Below are 14,422 nucleotides of genomic sequence, written 5' to 3' on the forward strand. Positions count from 1 at the left end.
GCTCAGGCCCTCGACTCTTCGCCTACGGGCCTGAGCGGCTCTTTGAGCGACGCGATAAAATCGCCGATCTTCGTCACGAGGTCGGCCTGGCCCGCGTGCTTCTCGACGAGCTGGACGATGGCCGAGCCGACGATGACACCGTCGGCCGCCTGTCCCACGGCCGCGGCCTGGGCCGGAGTGCCGATGCCGAAGCCGACGCAGATCGGCTTCGTGGTGATCCCGCGCAGAGTGCGCAGGTGCTGCGCCAACTCCGCCGGCAGCTCGGCGCGGGCGCCCGTCACGCCCATCAGCGAGACCATGTAGAGAAAGCCGCTGCTGGCCCGCGCGATCTTCCGCATCCGGTCGGGAGTGGACGTCGGCGCGACGAGGTGGATCAGGTCGAGCTCTGCGGAGTTCGCCTCGCCGCGCAGGGGCCCGGATTCCTCGGGCGGCAGGTCCGCGACGATGACGCCGTCCACGCCGCTCTCCACGGCCGTCCCGCAGAAGGCCTTGAGCCCGAAGGCAAGGAGCAGGTTGTAGTACGTGAGGAAGACCAGCGGCACGGCGGTCTCGCCGCGCAGCTCGCGCGCGAGCTCGAGCACGCGGGGCAGCGTCACCCCGGCGTGGAGCGCCCGCTGGGTCGCGCGCTGGATGACGGGGCCGTCGGCCAGCGGGTCCGAGAACGGCACGCCCAGCTCGACGATGTCCGCGCCGCGCCGCGCGGCCTCGACCACCAGCCGGCGCGTGAGCGCCAGCGACGGATCGCCCGCGGTGAAGTAGGGCACGAGCGCCCGCTCGCCGCGCTGTCGAAGCGCCGCGAACGTCGCCGCCAGGCGCCCGGCCGTCGTCACCGCCGGCCTCCGGCCGCCGCGGGCGCGCCGCGACCGGGGACGTCCGCGAGCGCCTCCTCCACCGTGTGGACGTCCTTGTCGCCCCGGCCGGACAGCCCGACCACGATGCTCTGGCTCTTCTTCATGGCGGCGGCAGCCCGCATCGCCCAGGCAACCGCGTGCGCGGACTCGAGCGCGGGCATGATGCCCTCGAGCCGCGTCAGGACCCCGAAGGCGTCCAGGGCCTCGACATCGGTCGCCGACTCGTACTGGAAGCGCCCCATCTCCTTGTAGTAGGCGTGCTCGGGCCCGGAGCCCGGGTAGTCGAGTCCGGCGGAGATCGAGTGAGCTTCGGCGATCTGCCCGTCGTCGTTCTGGAGCACGTAGCTCATGCTGCCGTGCAGCACGCCGACCGCTCCCGCGCCGAGCGAGGCGCCGTGCCTGCCGGTGGAGACGCCGTGGCCGCCGGGCTCGACTCCCACGATCCTGACGCGCGTGTCCTTGATGAAGGGCCAGAAGAGACCGATGGCGTTGGAGCCGCCGCCCACGCAGGCGACCAAGAGGTCGGGCAGCCTCCCCGTGATCTTGCGCGACTGGGCCCTCGCCTCCTCGCCGATAACGCGGTGGAAGTCGCGGACCATCATGGGGTACGGGTGCGGGCCCAGCGCCGATCCGAGGAGGTAGTAGGTGCTCCGCACGTTGGTGACCCAGTCCCGCAGGGCCTCGTTGACGGCATCCTTGAGCGTCTTCGAGCCGCTCTCGACGGGGATGACCGCGGCGCCGAGGAGCTTCATCCGGAAGACGTTGAGCGCCTGGCGCGCGATGTCCACGCTGCCCATGTACACCTGGCACTCGAGCCCCAAGAGCGCCGCCGCGGTCGCCGACGCGACGCCGTGCTGGCCCGCGCCCGTCTCCGCGATGATGCGCCGCTTGCCCATGCGCTCGGCCAGGAGCGCCTGGCCCAGCACGTTGTTGATCTTGTGCGCGCCTGTATGGCAGAGGTCTTCTCGCTTGAGAAAGATTTTGGCCCCGCCGCAATGCTTAGTGAGCCGCTCGGCGAAGTACAGCGGTGTCGGACGTCCGGCGTAACTCGCCAGAAGCCCTCTCAGGCGGCCGGTGAACCGCTTGTCCCGCATCGCCGCCCGGTAGGCCTTCTCGAGTTCGACGAGCGGGGCCATCAGCGTCTCGGGGACGAAGCGCCCGCCGAAGCGACCGAAGTGTCCGGCGGCGTCGGGGAGAGATCCGGGGTCGGGAAGGCGGGAGGTCATGCCGATCGAGCCGCGGCCACGAAGCGCCGCACCTTGTCGGGGTCCTTGGTGCCGGGACTCGCCTCCACCCCCGAGGTCACGTCTACGGCGTAGGGCTTCACGATGCCGATGGCCCGGACCACGTTCTCCGGCGTGAGCCCGCCCGAGAGAATGACTCTCGGCCTCGGCCGGTCGCAGTAGGTCGCAACGATGCGGGCGGCATGGCCCCACTCCAGGGGCTCGCGGGCCTCGCCCTCGCTCCATCGGACCGCTGTGTCGAGGAGCACCGCGGCGGCGACCTTGCTGTAGGACAGCACCTGGAACCCCTCGGTGACCCGGTACGCCGGCAGGCCCTCGATCGTCGACGCCGGCGGCAGCTTGATGGTCTTGATCACCGGCAGGTCGTAGCCGGCGAGGTCCTCGGGTTTCTCCTCGCCATGGAATTGCAGCGCTCCCAGTCCCGCCTCCGCGGCCACCGCCTTGACATGGCCAGGGGCGTGATCCCAGAAGATGCCGACCGTCGTGACGAATGGCGGCAGCTGGGCGATGATCGATGCCGCTGCCGCAGGCTCCACGTACCGCGGCGTCTTCTCCACGAAGATGAAGCCGAGGGCGTCCACGCCGGCGTCGACAGCACAGCGCGCGTCCTCGATATTGGTGATCCCGCAGATCTTCACCCTGATCAACTCAGCACTCGCCTCGCCGGGGATCCACTCAGCTCTCGCCTCATGGCTTCGCCCTTCGGCTCGAACTGCCACGCCTGCGGCTTGTCGGCCCCGTCTCGGCTCGAAAGGCCATCAGCACTCGCCTCATGGCTTCGCCCTTTGGCTCGAACTGCCACAGCCACCGTCCTGGAGCGTGAGCTCCCGCACCTTGGCCGCCACGTCCGCGGCCCGCACGAGACCTTCGCCGACGAGGACGGCGTGCGCCCCCGCCCGGACGACCCGTAGGACGTCGTCCCGCGTGAAGATGCCGCTCTCGCTCACCGCCGTATGCGCGGGCGGGATCCGCGGCAGCAGCGCGAGCGAGGCCTCGAGGCTCGTCTCGAGCGTCTGGAGGTCGCGGTTGTTGACGCCGATGACGGGCGCGCCGAGCGCCACGGCCCTGTCGAGCTCCGCGGCCGTGTGCGCCTCGACGAGGGTGGCCAGGCCGATGCCCTTGGCGGCGTGGTGGAGGTCGCGGAGCCGGGGATCGTCGAGCGCCGCCACGATCAGCAGCACGGCATCGGCGCCCGCGGCGCGCGATTCCCAGAGCTGGTACTCGTCGAGGATGAACTCCTTGCGGAGAAGGGGAAGGTCCACGGCCGCGCGCACGGCGACGAGATCACCGAGCGCGCCGCGGAAGTATTTCTCGTCGGTCAGGACGGAGATCGCCGCCGCGCCCGCCCGCGCGTAGACGCGCGCCTGGGCCACGGGATCGAGTGCGGCGTTCAGCGTGCCCCTGGAGGGAGAGGCCTTCTTCACCTCGGCGATGAGCCGGACGCCGCCCGGGGAGGGCGGTCTCAGCGCGGCCTCGAACTCTCTTGCGGGGCCGAGCCCGCGGCAGGACGCCTCTAGCTCGGCCTGCGGCTGTTCCCCGCGAAGCCGCCGGAGCTCCTCCCGCTTGTTCGCGAGAATCTCGTCGAGCGCGCCCATCCCATGACCTAATAGTCGCCGCGCAGCCCGTGCTCGTGCGCCGGGGCGAGATCGATGCGCGCCATCTGCTCGAGCACGTGCTCGCGCAGCGTCCGCGGCGGTGGCAGGTCGCGCACGATCTTCCCCCTCGCGATCAGCGGTTTGAGCAGCGCCTCCGCCGGTCTGCCGCCGGCGTCCACCGGCGCCGGCTTCGCGGCGGACAGCACCACGTTCGTCACCGTGCCGGGCAGGCGCCACACCTGCTTGGCGCCGGAGCGCTTGCCGCGCTTGGCCATGGGCCGACCTTCGATCTCCATGATGTCGAGCGCGAAGGACAGCACGGGCGCGTTCGCGATGGAGGTGCCGACGCCGTACCCGTCTACGAGGGGGTTGAGCTTGAGGATCTCGTACTCATCGATCCCGCCCGAGGCGAAGATCTTCACGTGCTCGAAGCCGCGGATGTCGAGCTCCCAGCGGACCTCCTCGAGGATGCGGAAGAAGTCACCGCGCCGCGACGACGGCGTGTCGAGCCGCACGGCGTACAGGTCCTTGCCGAGCGCCTCGGCGACGCGAATCGCCTCGAACTTCTCGTCCTGGAGGGTATCGATGAGGGCGACCCGCCTGACCTTCGGATCGATGACCTCGTGGAAGGCCTTCAAGGCCTCGACCGTGTCACCAAACATCAGCACGAGGGCGTGGGGGATCGTGCCCGTGGGGTCGGCGTCGATCAGCTCGGCGGCCTTGGTGACGGCCACGCCGTCGCAGCCGCCGACGAAGGCGTTGCGCTCGATCATCGGCGCGAGCGCGGGGTGCATCCGCCGCGCCCCGAACGAGATGACCGCGCGGTCGCCCGCGGCGCGCTTGCAGCGGGCGGCCTTGGTCGCGATGCCCGAGGCCTGGCAGAGGAGGCCGAGCAGCGCCGTCTCGTACTCTGCCCACTCGACGTACGTGCCCTCGATGACCAGCACCGGCTCGTGGGGACCGAAGATCGTCCCCTCGTCCATGGCCCACGCGTTCACCGGCAGCCCTTCCAGGAGCGCCGCCGCCTCCTCGATGCCGGCCAGGATGCCGAAGTTCCAGTCGGCCTGGGGGAAGCTCTTGAGCCGGATCTCTGCCTTGACGCGCTTGGTGAGGCCCTTGGCCTTGAGGATCTGTATGGTCCGCTGGAAGTAGACGTCCGACACCTGGCCCGCTTTGATCTCGGGCTCGGACGCGATGTGGAAGGCACGCTTCGGCTGGTTCGCCATGCTGGTAGAGGGCGAGTAGGACCGGCCCTCAAGTGGGCGGATTGTCCCAGAAACGCTCCGTGAAGTCAAACGGCTGCGGCTCCCTTCCGCAGCCGCAAGTCCCTGCCCTACAAGGACTTCCGGCTAGAGGTCGAGGCTCTTGAGGTAGGCGCGGAAGGCGTCGGCCAAATCGGGGCGCGAGAGCGCGAACTCGACCGTGGCCTTGAGGAAGCCGAGCTTTTCGCCCGTGTCGTGACGTTTCCCCTCGAACTCGACGGCGTAGATGGGACGGCGGCCGCGAAGGGTCCTGAGCCCATTGGTCAGCTGGATTTCGCCGCGGGAGTCGGGCGGGGTCTCGGCCAGGATCGGGAAGATATCGGGCGTGAGCACGTAGCGGCCGATGATGGCCAGGTCGGACGGCGCGTCCTTGGGGTCCGGCTTCTCGACCAGGTCCAGCACCTCGAACACGTTGCCGCCGAGCCCGCGGGGCACGATGACGCCGTAGCGGCCGATCTCGTCCTTGGGGATGCGCATCACGGCGAGCACGGGGCCGTTGTGCCGCTCGAAGACGTCGAGCAGCTGCCGCATGCATGGCACCCGCGAGACGATGATGTCGTCGCCCAGGAAGACGCCGAAAGGCTCCTCGCCGACGAGCGGCCGGGCGCAGAGGATGGCGTGGCCTAGGCCGAGCGGCTCCTTCTGGCGGACGTAGGAGACCGAAGCCATCTCCGAGATCGTCTTGATCTGCGCCAGCTCCTCGAGCTTGCCGCGATCCTGCAGGTAGTACTCGAGCTCGAAGGCCGCGTCGAAGTGGTCCTCGATGGCGCGCTTGTTGCGGCCCGTGACGAGGATGATCTCGTCGAGCCCCGAAGCGACCGCCTCCTCCACGACGTACTGGATGGTGGGCTTGTCGACGAGCGGCAGCATCTCCTTCGGCTGGGCCTTGGTGGCGGGCAGGAACCGGGTGCCGAGTCCGGCGGCAGGGAAGACGGCTTTTCTCACCCTCATCGTGGCGCCCGCTCCTGACCATACACGACGCACTCGGGAAACGGAATGCCCGCGTTATCGAAGTTCTCCTCGAGCCGCCACCCGCGAGCCGAAGTCAGGACGCTCATGCAGGCTCGATCTCGTCCTCCGCCCCCCGCACCGGGATCTTCAACTTCTTGACCCGGTACCAGAGGCTCCGCTCCGAGATGCCAAGGGGCCTGGCGGCTCGCGCCTGGATCCCGCTGGCCTTCGCGAGGGCATCGAGGATCATGCGTCGCTCCCAGTCCGCCAGGGTCTCGTCGAGCGACCCTCCCGCGGCGGCGAGAGGCAGCGCCGCGCCCGCCGGCGCCGCGGCCCTACTCCGAAGAGAAGGCGGGAGGTGCTCGGCCAGAATGACCTCGTCGGAGAATACCATGGCCGCCTCGAGCACGTGCTGGAGCTCGCGGATATTGCCGGGCCACGCGTAGGTCCAGAGGCAGGACAGCGCCGTTGGAGAAGATCAGCCGCTCCGTCGCGGCGGCATCCAACGTGGCGGCCTCGAGCGCCACGAGCCGGGTCAGGATCCGCAGGACGGGCGGCAGCCCCGCCTGGAGGTGGACCCCGCTGGCGTGACGTTCGGCCGCCAGCTTCAGGATCTCGTCGAGCTCGCTCACTCGCGGATCCTCCTCGCGCCTGCTCCGGGATTCACGCCTCGCGCACGGCACGCTAGCGGGGACCGCCCGCGCGCGTCAAGCCTCGGGCCTGTCCGGCGTTGGTTTCTCTGGTCGCCGCATGCGCTAGAATGCGCCCACCGGCAAGCACAGGATGCCGTCTTACTGGATCGAGGAACCGATGCTGCGGCGCAAACGGAGGGTCACGGCATGACGAGAGTCGACTGGAGCTACCACCGCAACGGCTGACAGACCTGCGCGAGAACGCAAGGGTTCCTTGCGAAGCGCGGGATCAGCGCGGCCACCCAGGTGGACGCGAAGAAGCAGACGATCACGGGCGGGCACGCCCTCGGTGTGCTCGCCAAGGTGGACGAGCTCTACGTCGTCAGGGGCAAGCGCGTCGTCCACATGGATCTCAGCAAGGACAAGCCGGACAGGGCCACGCTGCTGGGCCTCTTGCTGGGGCCCACCGGCAACCTGCGGGCGCCCACGCTCAGGAAGGGGCGGACGCTCCTCGTGGGCTTCGACGAGGCGACGTACAGACAGGTGCTGGGCTAGCGTCACCCAGGCCGCCTTCCTTGACAGCCCGGGGGCGCGGTGCCTATCATCCGCTGCCCAGATCCTCGTCATGAACCGCACGTTACTGCCCGGCACCCTCGTCGCCCTGCTCGTGGCCATCGCGGCCGGAGCGGGGTACGTGCTGCACGGCGTCGTCCCGATGCCGGGTGAACGCGGCGCGACCGCCTCGCGGCCCGCCGCAGGCCTGACGCCCGCCGAGGGCCTGCAGGCGGGTTTCGCCGGCGTCGCCGAGCACGTGCGCCCCGCGGTGGTCAACCTCGGCACCATCCAGAAGGCCCGCGCTCCGCGCTCCCCGGGCCCGCCGCCCGGGCGCGAGGACCCCTTCTTCCAGGATTTCTTCAAGCAGTTCTTCGGCCCCGAGGGGCCGGGCGGCGGCTCGGAGTTTCGCCGTCCAGGTCTGGGGTCGGGCGTGATCTTCGACAAGCGCGGCCTCGTCCTCACCAACTTCCACGTCATCAAGGGCGCCGACGAGATCACGGTGAAGCTGTCAGACAAGCGCGAGTACCGCGGCCAGATCCTGGGCACCGATCCGAAGACGGATCTGGCGGTGATCCGCTTCCAGCCCGACCACGAGCTGACGATCGCCGCCCTCGGCAACTCGGACGCGCTCCGCGTGGGGGAATGGGCCATCGCCATCGGCAACCCCTTCGGGCTGGACCAGACCGTCACGGTGGGCGTCATCAGCGCCACGGGACGCTCGGACGTTGGCGTCGCCACGTACGAAAACTTCATCCAGACGGACGCCTCCATCAACCCGGGCAACTCCGGCGGGCCGCTCCTGAACGTCAAGGGCGAGGTCATCGGCATCAACACGGCGATCTTCTCGCAGAGCGGCGGATCCATCGGCATCGGCTTCGCCATCCCCATCAACATGGTCAGGCGCGTCGTGGACCAGCTCGTCGACAAGGGCAGGGTGGTGCGCGGATGGCTGGGTGTGTCGCTCCAGCCGCTGTCACCCGAGCTGGCCGAGTCACTCGGGGTTACGGAGAAGCAGGGGGCCCTGGTCGCCTCTACCGTGCCGGGCGGCCCGGCAGCGGCGGCCGGGCTCCAGCAGAACGACGTCATCCTCGCCTACGACCAGATGCGCGTCGAGGATTACCACCACGTCCAGCGGTTGACGGCGGAAACCAAGGCGGGCACCAAGGTCGTCCTGCAGGTGCTGCGCAAAAAGCAGAAGGTCGCGGTCACCGTCATCGTCGCCGAGGCGCCGGACGACGGCCCCCGGCGCCCGGCCGGCCCGACCCCGAAGAGCTAGCCCCGCCCCTAGGCTACGAAAGGTGGGATCGGCGGTATGTCCACCTGCTGGGTCTTGACCTCGCGCACGCCCCGGACCGAGCGCGCCACCTCCACCGCTTCATCCATCGCCGCCGTGCCCTCGAGGGTGACCAGCCCGCTCTTGGCCTCGACCGTGATGCGGTACCTCCGGGTCTCCGGGTTCGTGGCGAGCGCCACCTGGACCTGCGAGGCCAGGGACCGGTCGGCGACGAGCTGCTGCCCCGCGGGCGTCGTCTGGAGCTCCGGCCGCTGGAGCGCGCCGGCGACGAGCTCCACGGCGGCGTCGATCGACAGCTTCTCCGTGTTGAGCACGATGTCGTAGAGGGAGGGATCGCGCAGGTCCATCTCGTACAGGTAGCGCCCGCGCCCGAGCTTCTCCGTGTCGTCCCGCCGCGCCATGTCCTGCACCGTGCGGGGATTGGTGTGCTCGCCCATCTGCCCGGAGAGCTTCTTGGCGAGGCGCTTGACGCGCAGGTCGAAGGGCGCCATCACGCGGACGCGTACCACGTGCGGGATGCCCCGCAGCAGCCACTGCCCGGCGCGGCCCATCAGCACCACGCGGTCCTTCTCGGCGAACTCGAAGAGCGCCGTCTGCAGTATCGTGATGGTGCGCCGGGTCTCGGCGTCGAAGCGCTCGAAGAGCGAGGGCTTGGACTCGTCGAGGCTCGAGAGCTTCTCCTCCTGGACACCGTAACGCAGCGCGGCGTCCGAGATGAGCTCCTGGTCCACGTAGTGCAGGCCCAGCCGCTCGGCCACCTTCTGGCCGATCTCGGGGCCGCCCGCGCCGATCTCGTGGGAGACGGAGAGAATGCTCATGGCTGGTCACTCCTTCCGGTATTTGTTCCGGAGCGCGGCGGGCGCGATGGCGATGCGCTTGCCGCTGACGTCGTCCAGGACGTAGACCTCGTCGGCCAGGGTGCCGCTGGCGAAGACCTCGAAGACCTCCAAGGCCTCTTCCAGGGTCGTGCCCGCGGGCCGCCCCGCCATCATCGCTTCCACAGCCTCGCGCTTGAGTCGCATAGGAGTGGGCCACTCAGTACCAGGAAAGCCCCCCGAACGCAAGCGCCTCTGGCCGGGATCAGGCCTTGGCGAACGAGACAAAGAAGGAGCCGAACTCGACGGGCTCGAAGCAGTCCGGGATCTCTCCGTGCTTCCACGCGCCGGGGATCTTGACGACCCGGAACCCAGGCTTGCCGCCCCAGCGCCGCCGGAGGTCGGCCTCGCTGAAGACCCGGCAGTGGTCGGCGTAGCCGTGCACCGGACGGTAGTCGGGGATCGGGCCGCGGGCGCGAAACTCGTGCATCGGGACGACAAAACAGAAGCGCCCACCCGGCCGCAGGACGGTCAGGATGGAGCGGACGGTCGCGGCCACGTCGCGGACGTGCTCGAGGACCGCGAACGAGTACGCCAGGTCGAAGCGGCCGGGCTCGAAGTACTCGTGGACCTCCTCGGCCAGGCCCTGGCGGAACGACGCTGTCTTCCAGCGGTTGAGCTGCCGGGCGATCCGGACGTTGGTGAAGGACACCTCGACGCCGTCCACTTCGAGCGCCGGGTGGCGCGCGCAGAGGGCCATCGCCACGCCGCCCTCGCCGCTGCCGGCGTCGAGCACGCGCCGCGGCTTCACGGCGTCGACCTCGCGCTCGAGCTCCTGGAACTCCGGGTCGCGGCCGCGTCGCTCGATCATCTTGCGGGTCTTCTTCCCGGACAGCATGCGGATCCGCTTCTCCAGGAGCTTGAACCCCAGCTTCCAGCGGAGCCCCTTGTACTGCTGCTCCTGGGCAAGGACGTAGGCCTCGCGGCTTTGCAGGTGGCCGAGCCACGAGCGGATCCGCGCCGCCTGCTCGGCGTAGCGCGGGTCGGGTCTGGCGGCGTGCGCCGCCTCGACGATCTCCAGGGCGCCGTAGATGTTCTCGCGGTAGAGCTCGAAGCGCACGCTTTGGATGACGCCGTCCACGTCTGCGGCGTCGGGGACCGGCGCGGACCCGGCGGACTCGCTCATGGTCTGGGCGCTCCTTCGGCAATCATCATATCACTCCCCGCCCGGCCGGTCGGCGCCCCGCGGCTCGGCTGACGGATCGAGGCCGAAGGCCTCGGCCAGGAGCTGATAGGAGCGCAGGCGCGCTTTGAAGTCGAATGTGATGGCCACGATCATGAGCTCGGCCGCCCCGTACGCGCCCGCCAGGGCGAGGAGCCGGTCGCGCACCTGTTCGGGCGCGCCCGCGATGGTGCGCCGCCTCGCGTGGTGGACGATGGCCAACTCCTGCTCCGTGTACGGGTACGTCTCGGCCTCCTCGACCGACGGGAACGCGCCGGGGCGGCCCGTGTAGAGGCGTGTGATCCACAGGTCGCGGCTCTTCGCGAGCCGCTGCGCCTCGGCTTCGGTGTCGGCGGCCAGCGCGAAGACGGCGACGCTCGCCCGCGGCGCCTCGAGTACCCCGGGACGGAAGCGCGCGGCGTATGCGCGGGTCACCTCGGCGCCTCCCTCGTCGCTGATGAAGTGGGCAAAGGCGAACGCCGTGCCGAAGTGGGCCGCGAGCGCCGCCCCCTCGTCGCTCGAGCCGAGCAGCCACAGCTCGGGCATGGTCGGGCCGTCGGGCATGGCGCGGATACCGCGGAAGGGATGGCCCTGCGGCAGGTCGCCTCGCAGGAAGCCGAGGAGATCGCTGATCTGGGCCGGAAAGTGCTCGATGCCGAGCGCGCCGGGCCCGTGGGCGAGCGCTCGCGCCGTCCGCGGGTCACTGCCGGGCGCGCGCCCAATCCCCAGGTCGATGCGCCCGGGGTAGAGCGTCTCCAGCATCCGGAAGTTTTCCGCCACTTTCAACGCGCTGTAGTGGCTGAGCATGACACCGCCCGAGCCCACACGGATGCGCGAGGTGCGCGCGGCCACGTGCGCCACGAGCACCTCCGGGGTCGAGCCGGCGAGGCCGCGGCTTGCATGGTGCTCCGCGAGCCAGTAGCGATGGTAGCCCCAGCGCTCGCAGGCTTGCGCCAGCTCGAGCGTTTCCGCGACGGCCTCGGCGGCGGTGCCGCCGGTGCGAATGGGCGACTGGTCGAGCACGCTGAGGAGAAGCACGGGGCCCGCGCCGTCAGGCAGTCGGTAGGCGGCGGGCGAGAACCTTGGCGAGGCTCTCGGGCGCGAAGCCCAGCTGCAGGAGCGCCACGCCCGTGTCCGCGTACTCGCGGTAGGCGCGGATGCGCCCGCCCTCGAGGTCCCCGCCGTCGAGATCCCCGCCGTCGAGATTGAAGACGCTCATGCCGGAAAACCGGACGCGGCGCCCCTCGCTTCGCGGCACGGCCGCCGTCGCCGTGTAGCTGAAGGTCCACTCGGCGGCGGCGCGGTGCGCATCCATCACGACAGAGTTCATCTGCCAGCGGTAGTCGCGGCCCTCGCGGAACATGCGCTCGAACATGCCGCGGAGAGCCGCGTGCCCGGTGTGCGGGCCATAGAAGAGGTCTCCGTAGGTCGCGTCCTCGGTGAAGCAGGCGAGGAGACCATCGACGTCGCACCGGTTGAACGCCTCCGCGAACCGCTCGACCAGATTCACGCCGGCTTCCGAACTCCGGCTCCCTCGACCTCGATCCGCATCTTGTAGAAGGAGCGCCACACGAAGATCACGGACACGACGAAGAATACCACCGCCAGGCTGCGGGTGAATAGGGCGCCGCGCTCGACCGTGAGCGACACGGCGAGCTCCACGGCCAGCAGGCCGAAGAGGGTCGTGAACTTGATGATGGGATTCATGGCGACGGACGACGTGTCCTTGAACGGATCGCCCACCGTGTCGCCGATCACGGCTGCGGCGTGGAGCGGGGTGCCCTTTTCCTTGAGGTCGACCTCGACGACTTTCTTGGCGTTGTCCCAGGCGCCGCCGGCGTTGGCCATGAACACCGCCTGGTAGAGGCCGAAGAGCGCGATGGAGATCAGGTAACCGATGAAGAAGTACGGCTCGAGGAAGGCGAATGCGAGCGTCGCGAAGAACACGGCCAGGAAGATATTGAACATGCCCTTCTGGGCGTACTGCGTGCAGATCTCGACGACCTTCTTGCTGTCGGTGACCGAGGCCTTGGTAACGCCCTCGAGCTTGATATTGGCCTTGATGAACTCCACCGCCCGGTAGGCGCCCGTCGTGACCGCCTGGATGGAGGCGCCGGTGAACCAGTAGATCATCGCCCCGCCCGTGATGAGGCCGAGGAGGAAGGGCGGATGGAGGAGCGAGAGCTTGTCGAGGTTCTCCGTCAGGCGGTGCGTGAGCACCACGATGATCGAGAAGATCATGGTCGTGGCGCCGACGACGGCCGTGCCGATCAGCACGGGCTTGGCCGTCGCCTTGAACGTGTTGCCGGCGCCGTCGTTCTCTTCGAGCATGTGCTTGGCCGATTCGAAGTTGACGTCGAAACCGTGGTCCTTGCGGAGCTCGGCCTTGATGCCGGGGATCTGCTCGATGAGGGAGAGCTCGAATACCGACTGCGCGTTGTCCGTGACGGGGCCGTAGGAGTCCACGGCTATCGTGACGGGTCCCATGCCGAGGAAGCCGAAGGCGACGAGGCCGAAGGCGAAGACGGCAGGGGCGACCATCAGGGCAGCCATGCCCTCCCGGCTGACCAGATACGCGGTGCCCATGAGCCCCACGACCACCATTCCGAGCCAATAGGCGCTGAAGTTCCCCGCCACGAGCCCCGACAGGATGTCCAGCGACGCGCCGCCCTCGCGCGCCGAGGTCACGACCTCGCGCACGTGGGCCGAGTTCGTCGAGGTGAAGACCTTCACGAACTCGGGGATGATGGCGCCGGCGAGCGTGCCGCACGTGATCACCGTCGCCAGCTTCCACCAGAGCGTGCCGTCTCCCAGCCCGGGGATCAGCCACCAGGAGACCAGGTACGTCAGCGCCACCGACACGATGGAGGTAATCCATACGAGGCTGGTCAAGGGATGCTCGAAGTTCATCTTGGTGGCGTGCGCGTAGCGACCGCGCGCCATCGCGTCGTTGATGAAGTACGAGGCGCCGCTGGCGACGATCATCATGACGCGCATCACGAAGATCCAGACCAGGAGCTGGACCTGGACCATCTCCTTCGGTACCGCCAGCAGGATGAAGGAGATGAGCGCCACGCCCGTGACGCCGTAGGTCTCGAAGCCGTCGGCGCTGGGGCCGACCGAGTCACCCGCGTTGTCGCCCGTGCAGTCCGCGATGACGCCGGGGTTGCGCGCGTCGTCTTCCTTGATGTTGAAGACGATCTTCATCAGGTCCGAGCCGATGTCGGCGATCTTGGTGAAGATGCCGCCCGCGATCCGGAGCGCCGAAGCGCCGAGCGACTCACCGATGGCGAACCCAATGAAGCAGGCGCCCGCGTAGTCCCGGGGGACATAGAGCAGGATGCAGAGCATGATCAGCAGCTCCACGCTGATCAGCAGCATGCCCACGCTCATGCCGGCGCGCAGCGGGATGGCGTAGACGGGGAACGCCAGCCCCCGGAGGCTGGCGAAGGCGGTGCGCGAGTTGGCGAAGGTGTTGATGCGCATGCCGAACCAGGCCACGCCGTAGCTGCCCCCGATGCCGACCAGGCTGAAGAACAGGATGATCGAGACCTGCTGGCCCGTGAAGTGCTGGAGCACGCCGAAGTAGAACGTCACGATGACCGCGATGAAGACCCACAGGATCATCAGGAACTTGCCCTGCTGGATCAGGTACGTCTTGCAGGTCTCGTAGATCAGCTCCGAGATCTCGAGCATGGACTGGTGCACCGGCAGAACCCTGAGCTGCTTGAAGATCACCATGCCGAACCCGAGACCGAGGAGGCAGACGAGCAGGCCCCACTGAAGCAGCGAGCGGCCGGTCATGCCGCCGAAGCTGACCTGGGAGAGGTCAGGGATCTTGAGATTGGCCTCGCCGCCGCCCTGGTGCTGGGCGGGGGCGGCTACGCCCTGGGCCCAGGCGGCGTCGAGCGCCGGACCGGCCATCGCGGCCAGGAGGACCAGGGCCAGGAGCACCGGCAAGACCCAGACGGCGCGCCGGTGCGTTTCGTGGGTTCCGTTCA

General features: G+C 69.1%; 14 protein-coding genes and 1 pseudogene. 2 read left to right on the forward strand and 13 right to left on the reverse strand.

Going from position 1 to position 14,422, the window contains the following annotated elements; genetic code table 11:
* Nucleotides 1-2: 2 nt before the first annotated feature.
* The 7 genes from trpA to VGV06_15905 all read right to left on the reverse strand — a co-directional run bounded on the left by trpA (nt 3) and on the right by VGV06_15905 (nt 6,297).
* Nucleotides 3-830, reverse strand: a complete 828-nt coding sequence (gene trpA, locus VGV06_15875; GenBank protein HEV2056623.1) for a tryptophan synthase subunit alpha — start codon at nt 828-830, stop codon at nt 3-5.
* Nucleotides 827-2,077, reverse strand: coding sequence for a tryptophan synthase subunit beta (gene trpB, locus VGV06_15880; GenBank protein HEV2056624.1), 1,251 nt, complete (start codon nt 2,075-2,077; stop codon nt 827-829). The genes trpA and trpB overlap by 4 nt, the downstream gene beginning before the upstream one ends.
* Entirely contained in the window at nt 2,074-2,733 is a 660-nt protein-coding gene (locus VGV06_15885) for a phosphoribosylanthranilate isomerase (protein HEV2056625.1), read from the reverse strand. Before VGV06_15885 ends, trpB begins: the two co-directional genes overlap by 4 nt.
* Nucleotides 2,734-2,865: 132 nt before the next feature.
* Entirely contained in the window at nt 2,866-3,690 is an 825-nt protein-coding gene (gene trpC / locus VGV06_15890; protein HEV2056626.1) for an indole-3-glycerol phosphate synthase TrpC, read from the reverse strand.
* Nucleotides 3,691-3,698: 8 nt separating this feature from the next.
* A complete protein-coding gene (locus tag VGV06_15895; protein HEV2056627.1) occupies nt 3,699-4,916 on the reverse strand; it encodes a nicotinate phosphoribosyltransferase in 1,218 nt (405 codons plus the stop codon).
* Between the two features lie 123 nt (nt 4,917-5,039).
* Nucleotides 5,040-5,903 (reverse strand): UTP--glucose-1-phosphate uridylyltransferase GalU, encoded by an 864-nt coding sequence (gene galU, locus VGV06_15900; GenBank protein HEV2056628.1) that lies wholly within the window; start codon nt 5,901-5,903, stop codon nt 5,040-5,042.
* A 103-nt stretch (nt 5,904-6,006) separates the two neighbouring features.
* On the reverse strand, nt 6,007-6,297 hold the full coding sequence (locus VGV06_15905) for a helix-turn-helix domain-containing protein (protein ID HEV2056629.1): 291 nt from the start codon (nt 6,295-6,297) through the stop codon (nt 6,007-6,009).
* Nucleotides 6,298-6,793: 496 nt separating this feature from the next.
* On the opposite strand from VGV06_15905, the pseudogene VGV06_15910 reads away from it, so the two are divergent.
* Together VGV06_15910 and VGV06_15915 are read left to right on the forward strand one after the other, a co-directional pair.
* Nucleotides 6,794-7,090, forward strand: a pseudogene (locus VGV06_15910) (ArsC family (seleno)protein).
* 70 nt (nt 7,091-7,160) lie between these two features.
* Nucleotides 7,161-8,366: a Do family serine endopeptidase gene (locus tag VGV06_15915; protein ID HEV2056630.1), complete on the forward strand. Its 1,206-nt coding sequence runs from the start codon at nt 7,161-7,163 to the stop codon at nt 8,364-8,366.
* Between the two features lie 8 nt (nt 8,367-8,374).
* Here VGV06_15915 and VGV06_15920 read toward each other — a convergent pair whose 3' ends face one another.
* The 6 genes from VGV06_15920 to VGV06_15945 are packed head-to-tail and all read right to left on the reverse strand — an operon-like array spanning nt 8,375 to nt 14,345.
* The gene (locus VGV06_15920) at nt 8,375-9,202 is read right to left on the reverse strand and encodes a cytidylate kinase family protein (protein ID HEV2056631.1); all 828 of its coding nucleotides are present in this window, start codon (nt 9,200-9,202) and stop codon (nt 8,375-8,377) included.
* A gap of 6 nt (nt 9,203-9,208) precedes the next feature.
* Complete coding sequence (locus VGV06_15925) at nt 9,209-9,406, reverse strand: hypothetical protein (GenBank protein HEV2056632.1); 198 nt, start codon at nt 9,404-9,406, stop codon at nt 9,209-9,211.
* Nucleotides 9,407-9,464: 58 nt separating this feature from the next.
* Nucleotides 9,465-10,385 (reverse strand): class I SAM-dependent methyltransferase, encoded by a 921-nt coding sequence (locus VGV06_15930; protein HEV2056633.1) that lies wholly within the window; start codon nt 10,383-10,385, stop codon nt 9,465-9,467.
* 30 nt (nt 10,386-10,415) lie between these two features.
* The gene (locus VGV06_15935; GenBank protein HEV2056634.1) at nt 10,416-11,459 is read right to left on the reverse strand and encodes an LLM class flavin-dependent oxidoreductase; all 1,044 of its coding nucleotides are present in this window, start codon (nt 11,457-11,459) and stop codon (nt 10,416-10,418) included.
* 13 nt (nt 11,460-11,472) lie between these two features.
* Nucleotides 11,473-11,931 carry a nuclear transport factor 2 family protein gene (locus tag VGV06_15940; protein ID HEV2056635.1) on the reverse strand — a complete coding sequence of 153 codons (459 nt, stop codon included), beginning with the start codon at nt 11,929-11,931 and terminating at the stop codon, nt 11,473-11,475.
* Complete coding sequence (locus VGV06_15945) at nt 11,928-14,345, reverse strand: sodium-translocating pyrophosphatase (protein HEV2056636.1); 2,418 nt, start codon at nt 14,343-14,345, stop codon at nt 11,928-11,930. Before VGV06_15945 ends, VGV06_15940 begins: the two co-directional genes overlap by 4 nt.
* Nucleotides 14,346-14,422 lie beyond the last annotated feature (77 nt).

This window comes from Candidatus Methylomirabilota bacterium, from assembly GCA_035936835.1.
Taxonomy (GTDB): domain Bacteria; phylum Methylomirabilota; class Methylomirabilia; order Rokubacteriales; family CSP1-6; genus AR37.

What these genes read in the sequence shown, in the direction of transcription:
- trpB (HEV2056624.1), bottom strand. Translation starts at nt 2,077, where the DNA reads ATGACCTCCCGCCTTCCCGACCCCGGATCTCTCCCCGACGCCGCCGGA.
- trpC (HEV2056626.1), bottom strand. Translation starts at nt 3,690, where the DNA reads ATGGGCGCGCTCGACGAGATTCTCGCGAACAAGCGGGAGGAGCTCCGG.
- VGV06_15895 (HEV2056627.1), bottom strand. Translation starts at nt 4,916, where the DNA reads ATGGCGAACCAGCCGAAGCGTGCCTTCCACATCGCGTCCGAGCCCGAG.
- galU (HEV2056628.1), bottom strand. Translation starts at nt 5,903, where the DNA reads ATGAGGGTGAGAAAAGCCGTCTTCCCTGCCGCCGGACTCGGCACCCGG.
- VGV06_15905 (HEV2056629.1), bottom strand. Translation starts at nt 6,297, where the DNA reads ATGGTATTCTCCGACGAGGTCATTCTGGCCGAGCACCTCCCGCCTTCT.
- VGV06_15915 (HEV2056630.1), top strand. Translation starts at nt 7,161, where the DNA reads ATGAACCGCACGTTACTGCCCGGCACCCTCGTCGCCCTGCTCGTGGCC.
- VGV06_15920 (HEV2056631.1), bottom strand. Translation starts at nt 9,202, where the DNA reads ATGAGCATTCTCTCCGTCTCCCACGAGATCGGCGCGGGCGGCCCCGAG.
- VGV06_15925 (HEV2056632.1), bottom strand. Translation starts at nt 9,406, where the DNA reads ATGCGACTCAAGCGCGAGGCTGTGGAAGCGATGATGGCGGGGCGGCCC.
- VGV06_15930 (HEV2056633.1), bottom strand. Translation starts at nt 10,385, where the DNA reads ATGAGCGAGTCCGCCGGGTCCGCGCCGGTCCCCGACGCCGCAGACGTG.
- VGV06_15945 (HEV2056636.1), bottom strand. Translation starts at nt 14,345, where the DNA reads ATGGCCGGTCCGGCGCTCGACGCCGCCTGGGCCCAGGGCGTAGCCGCC.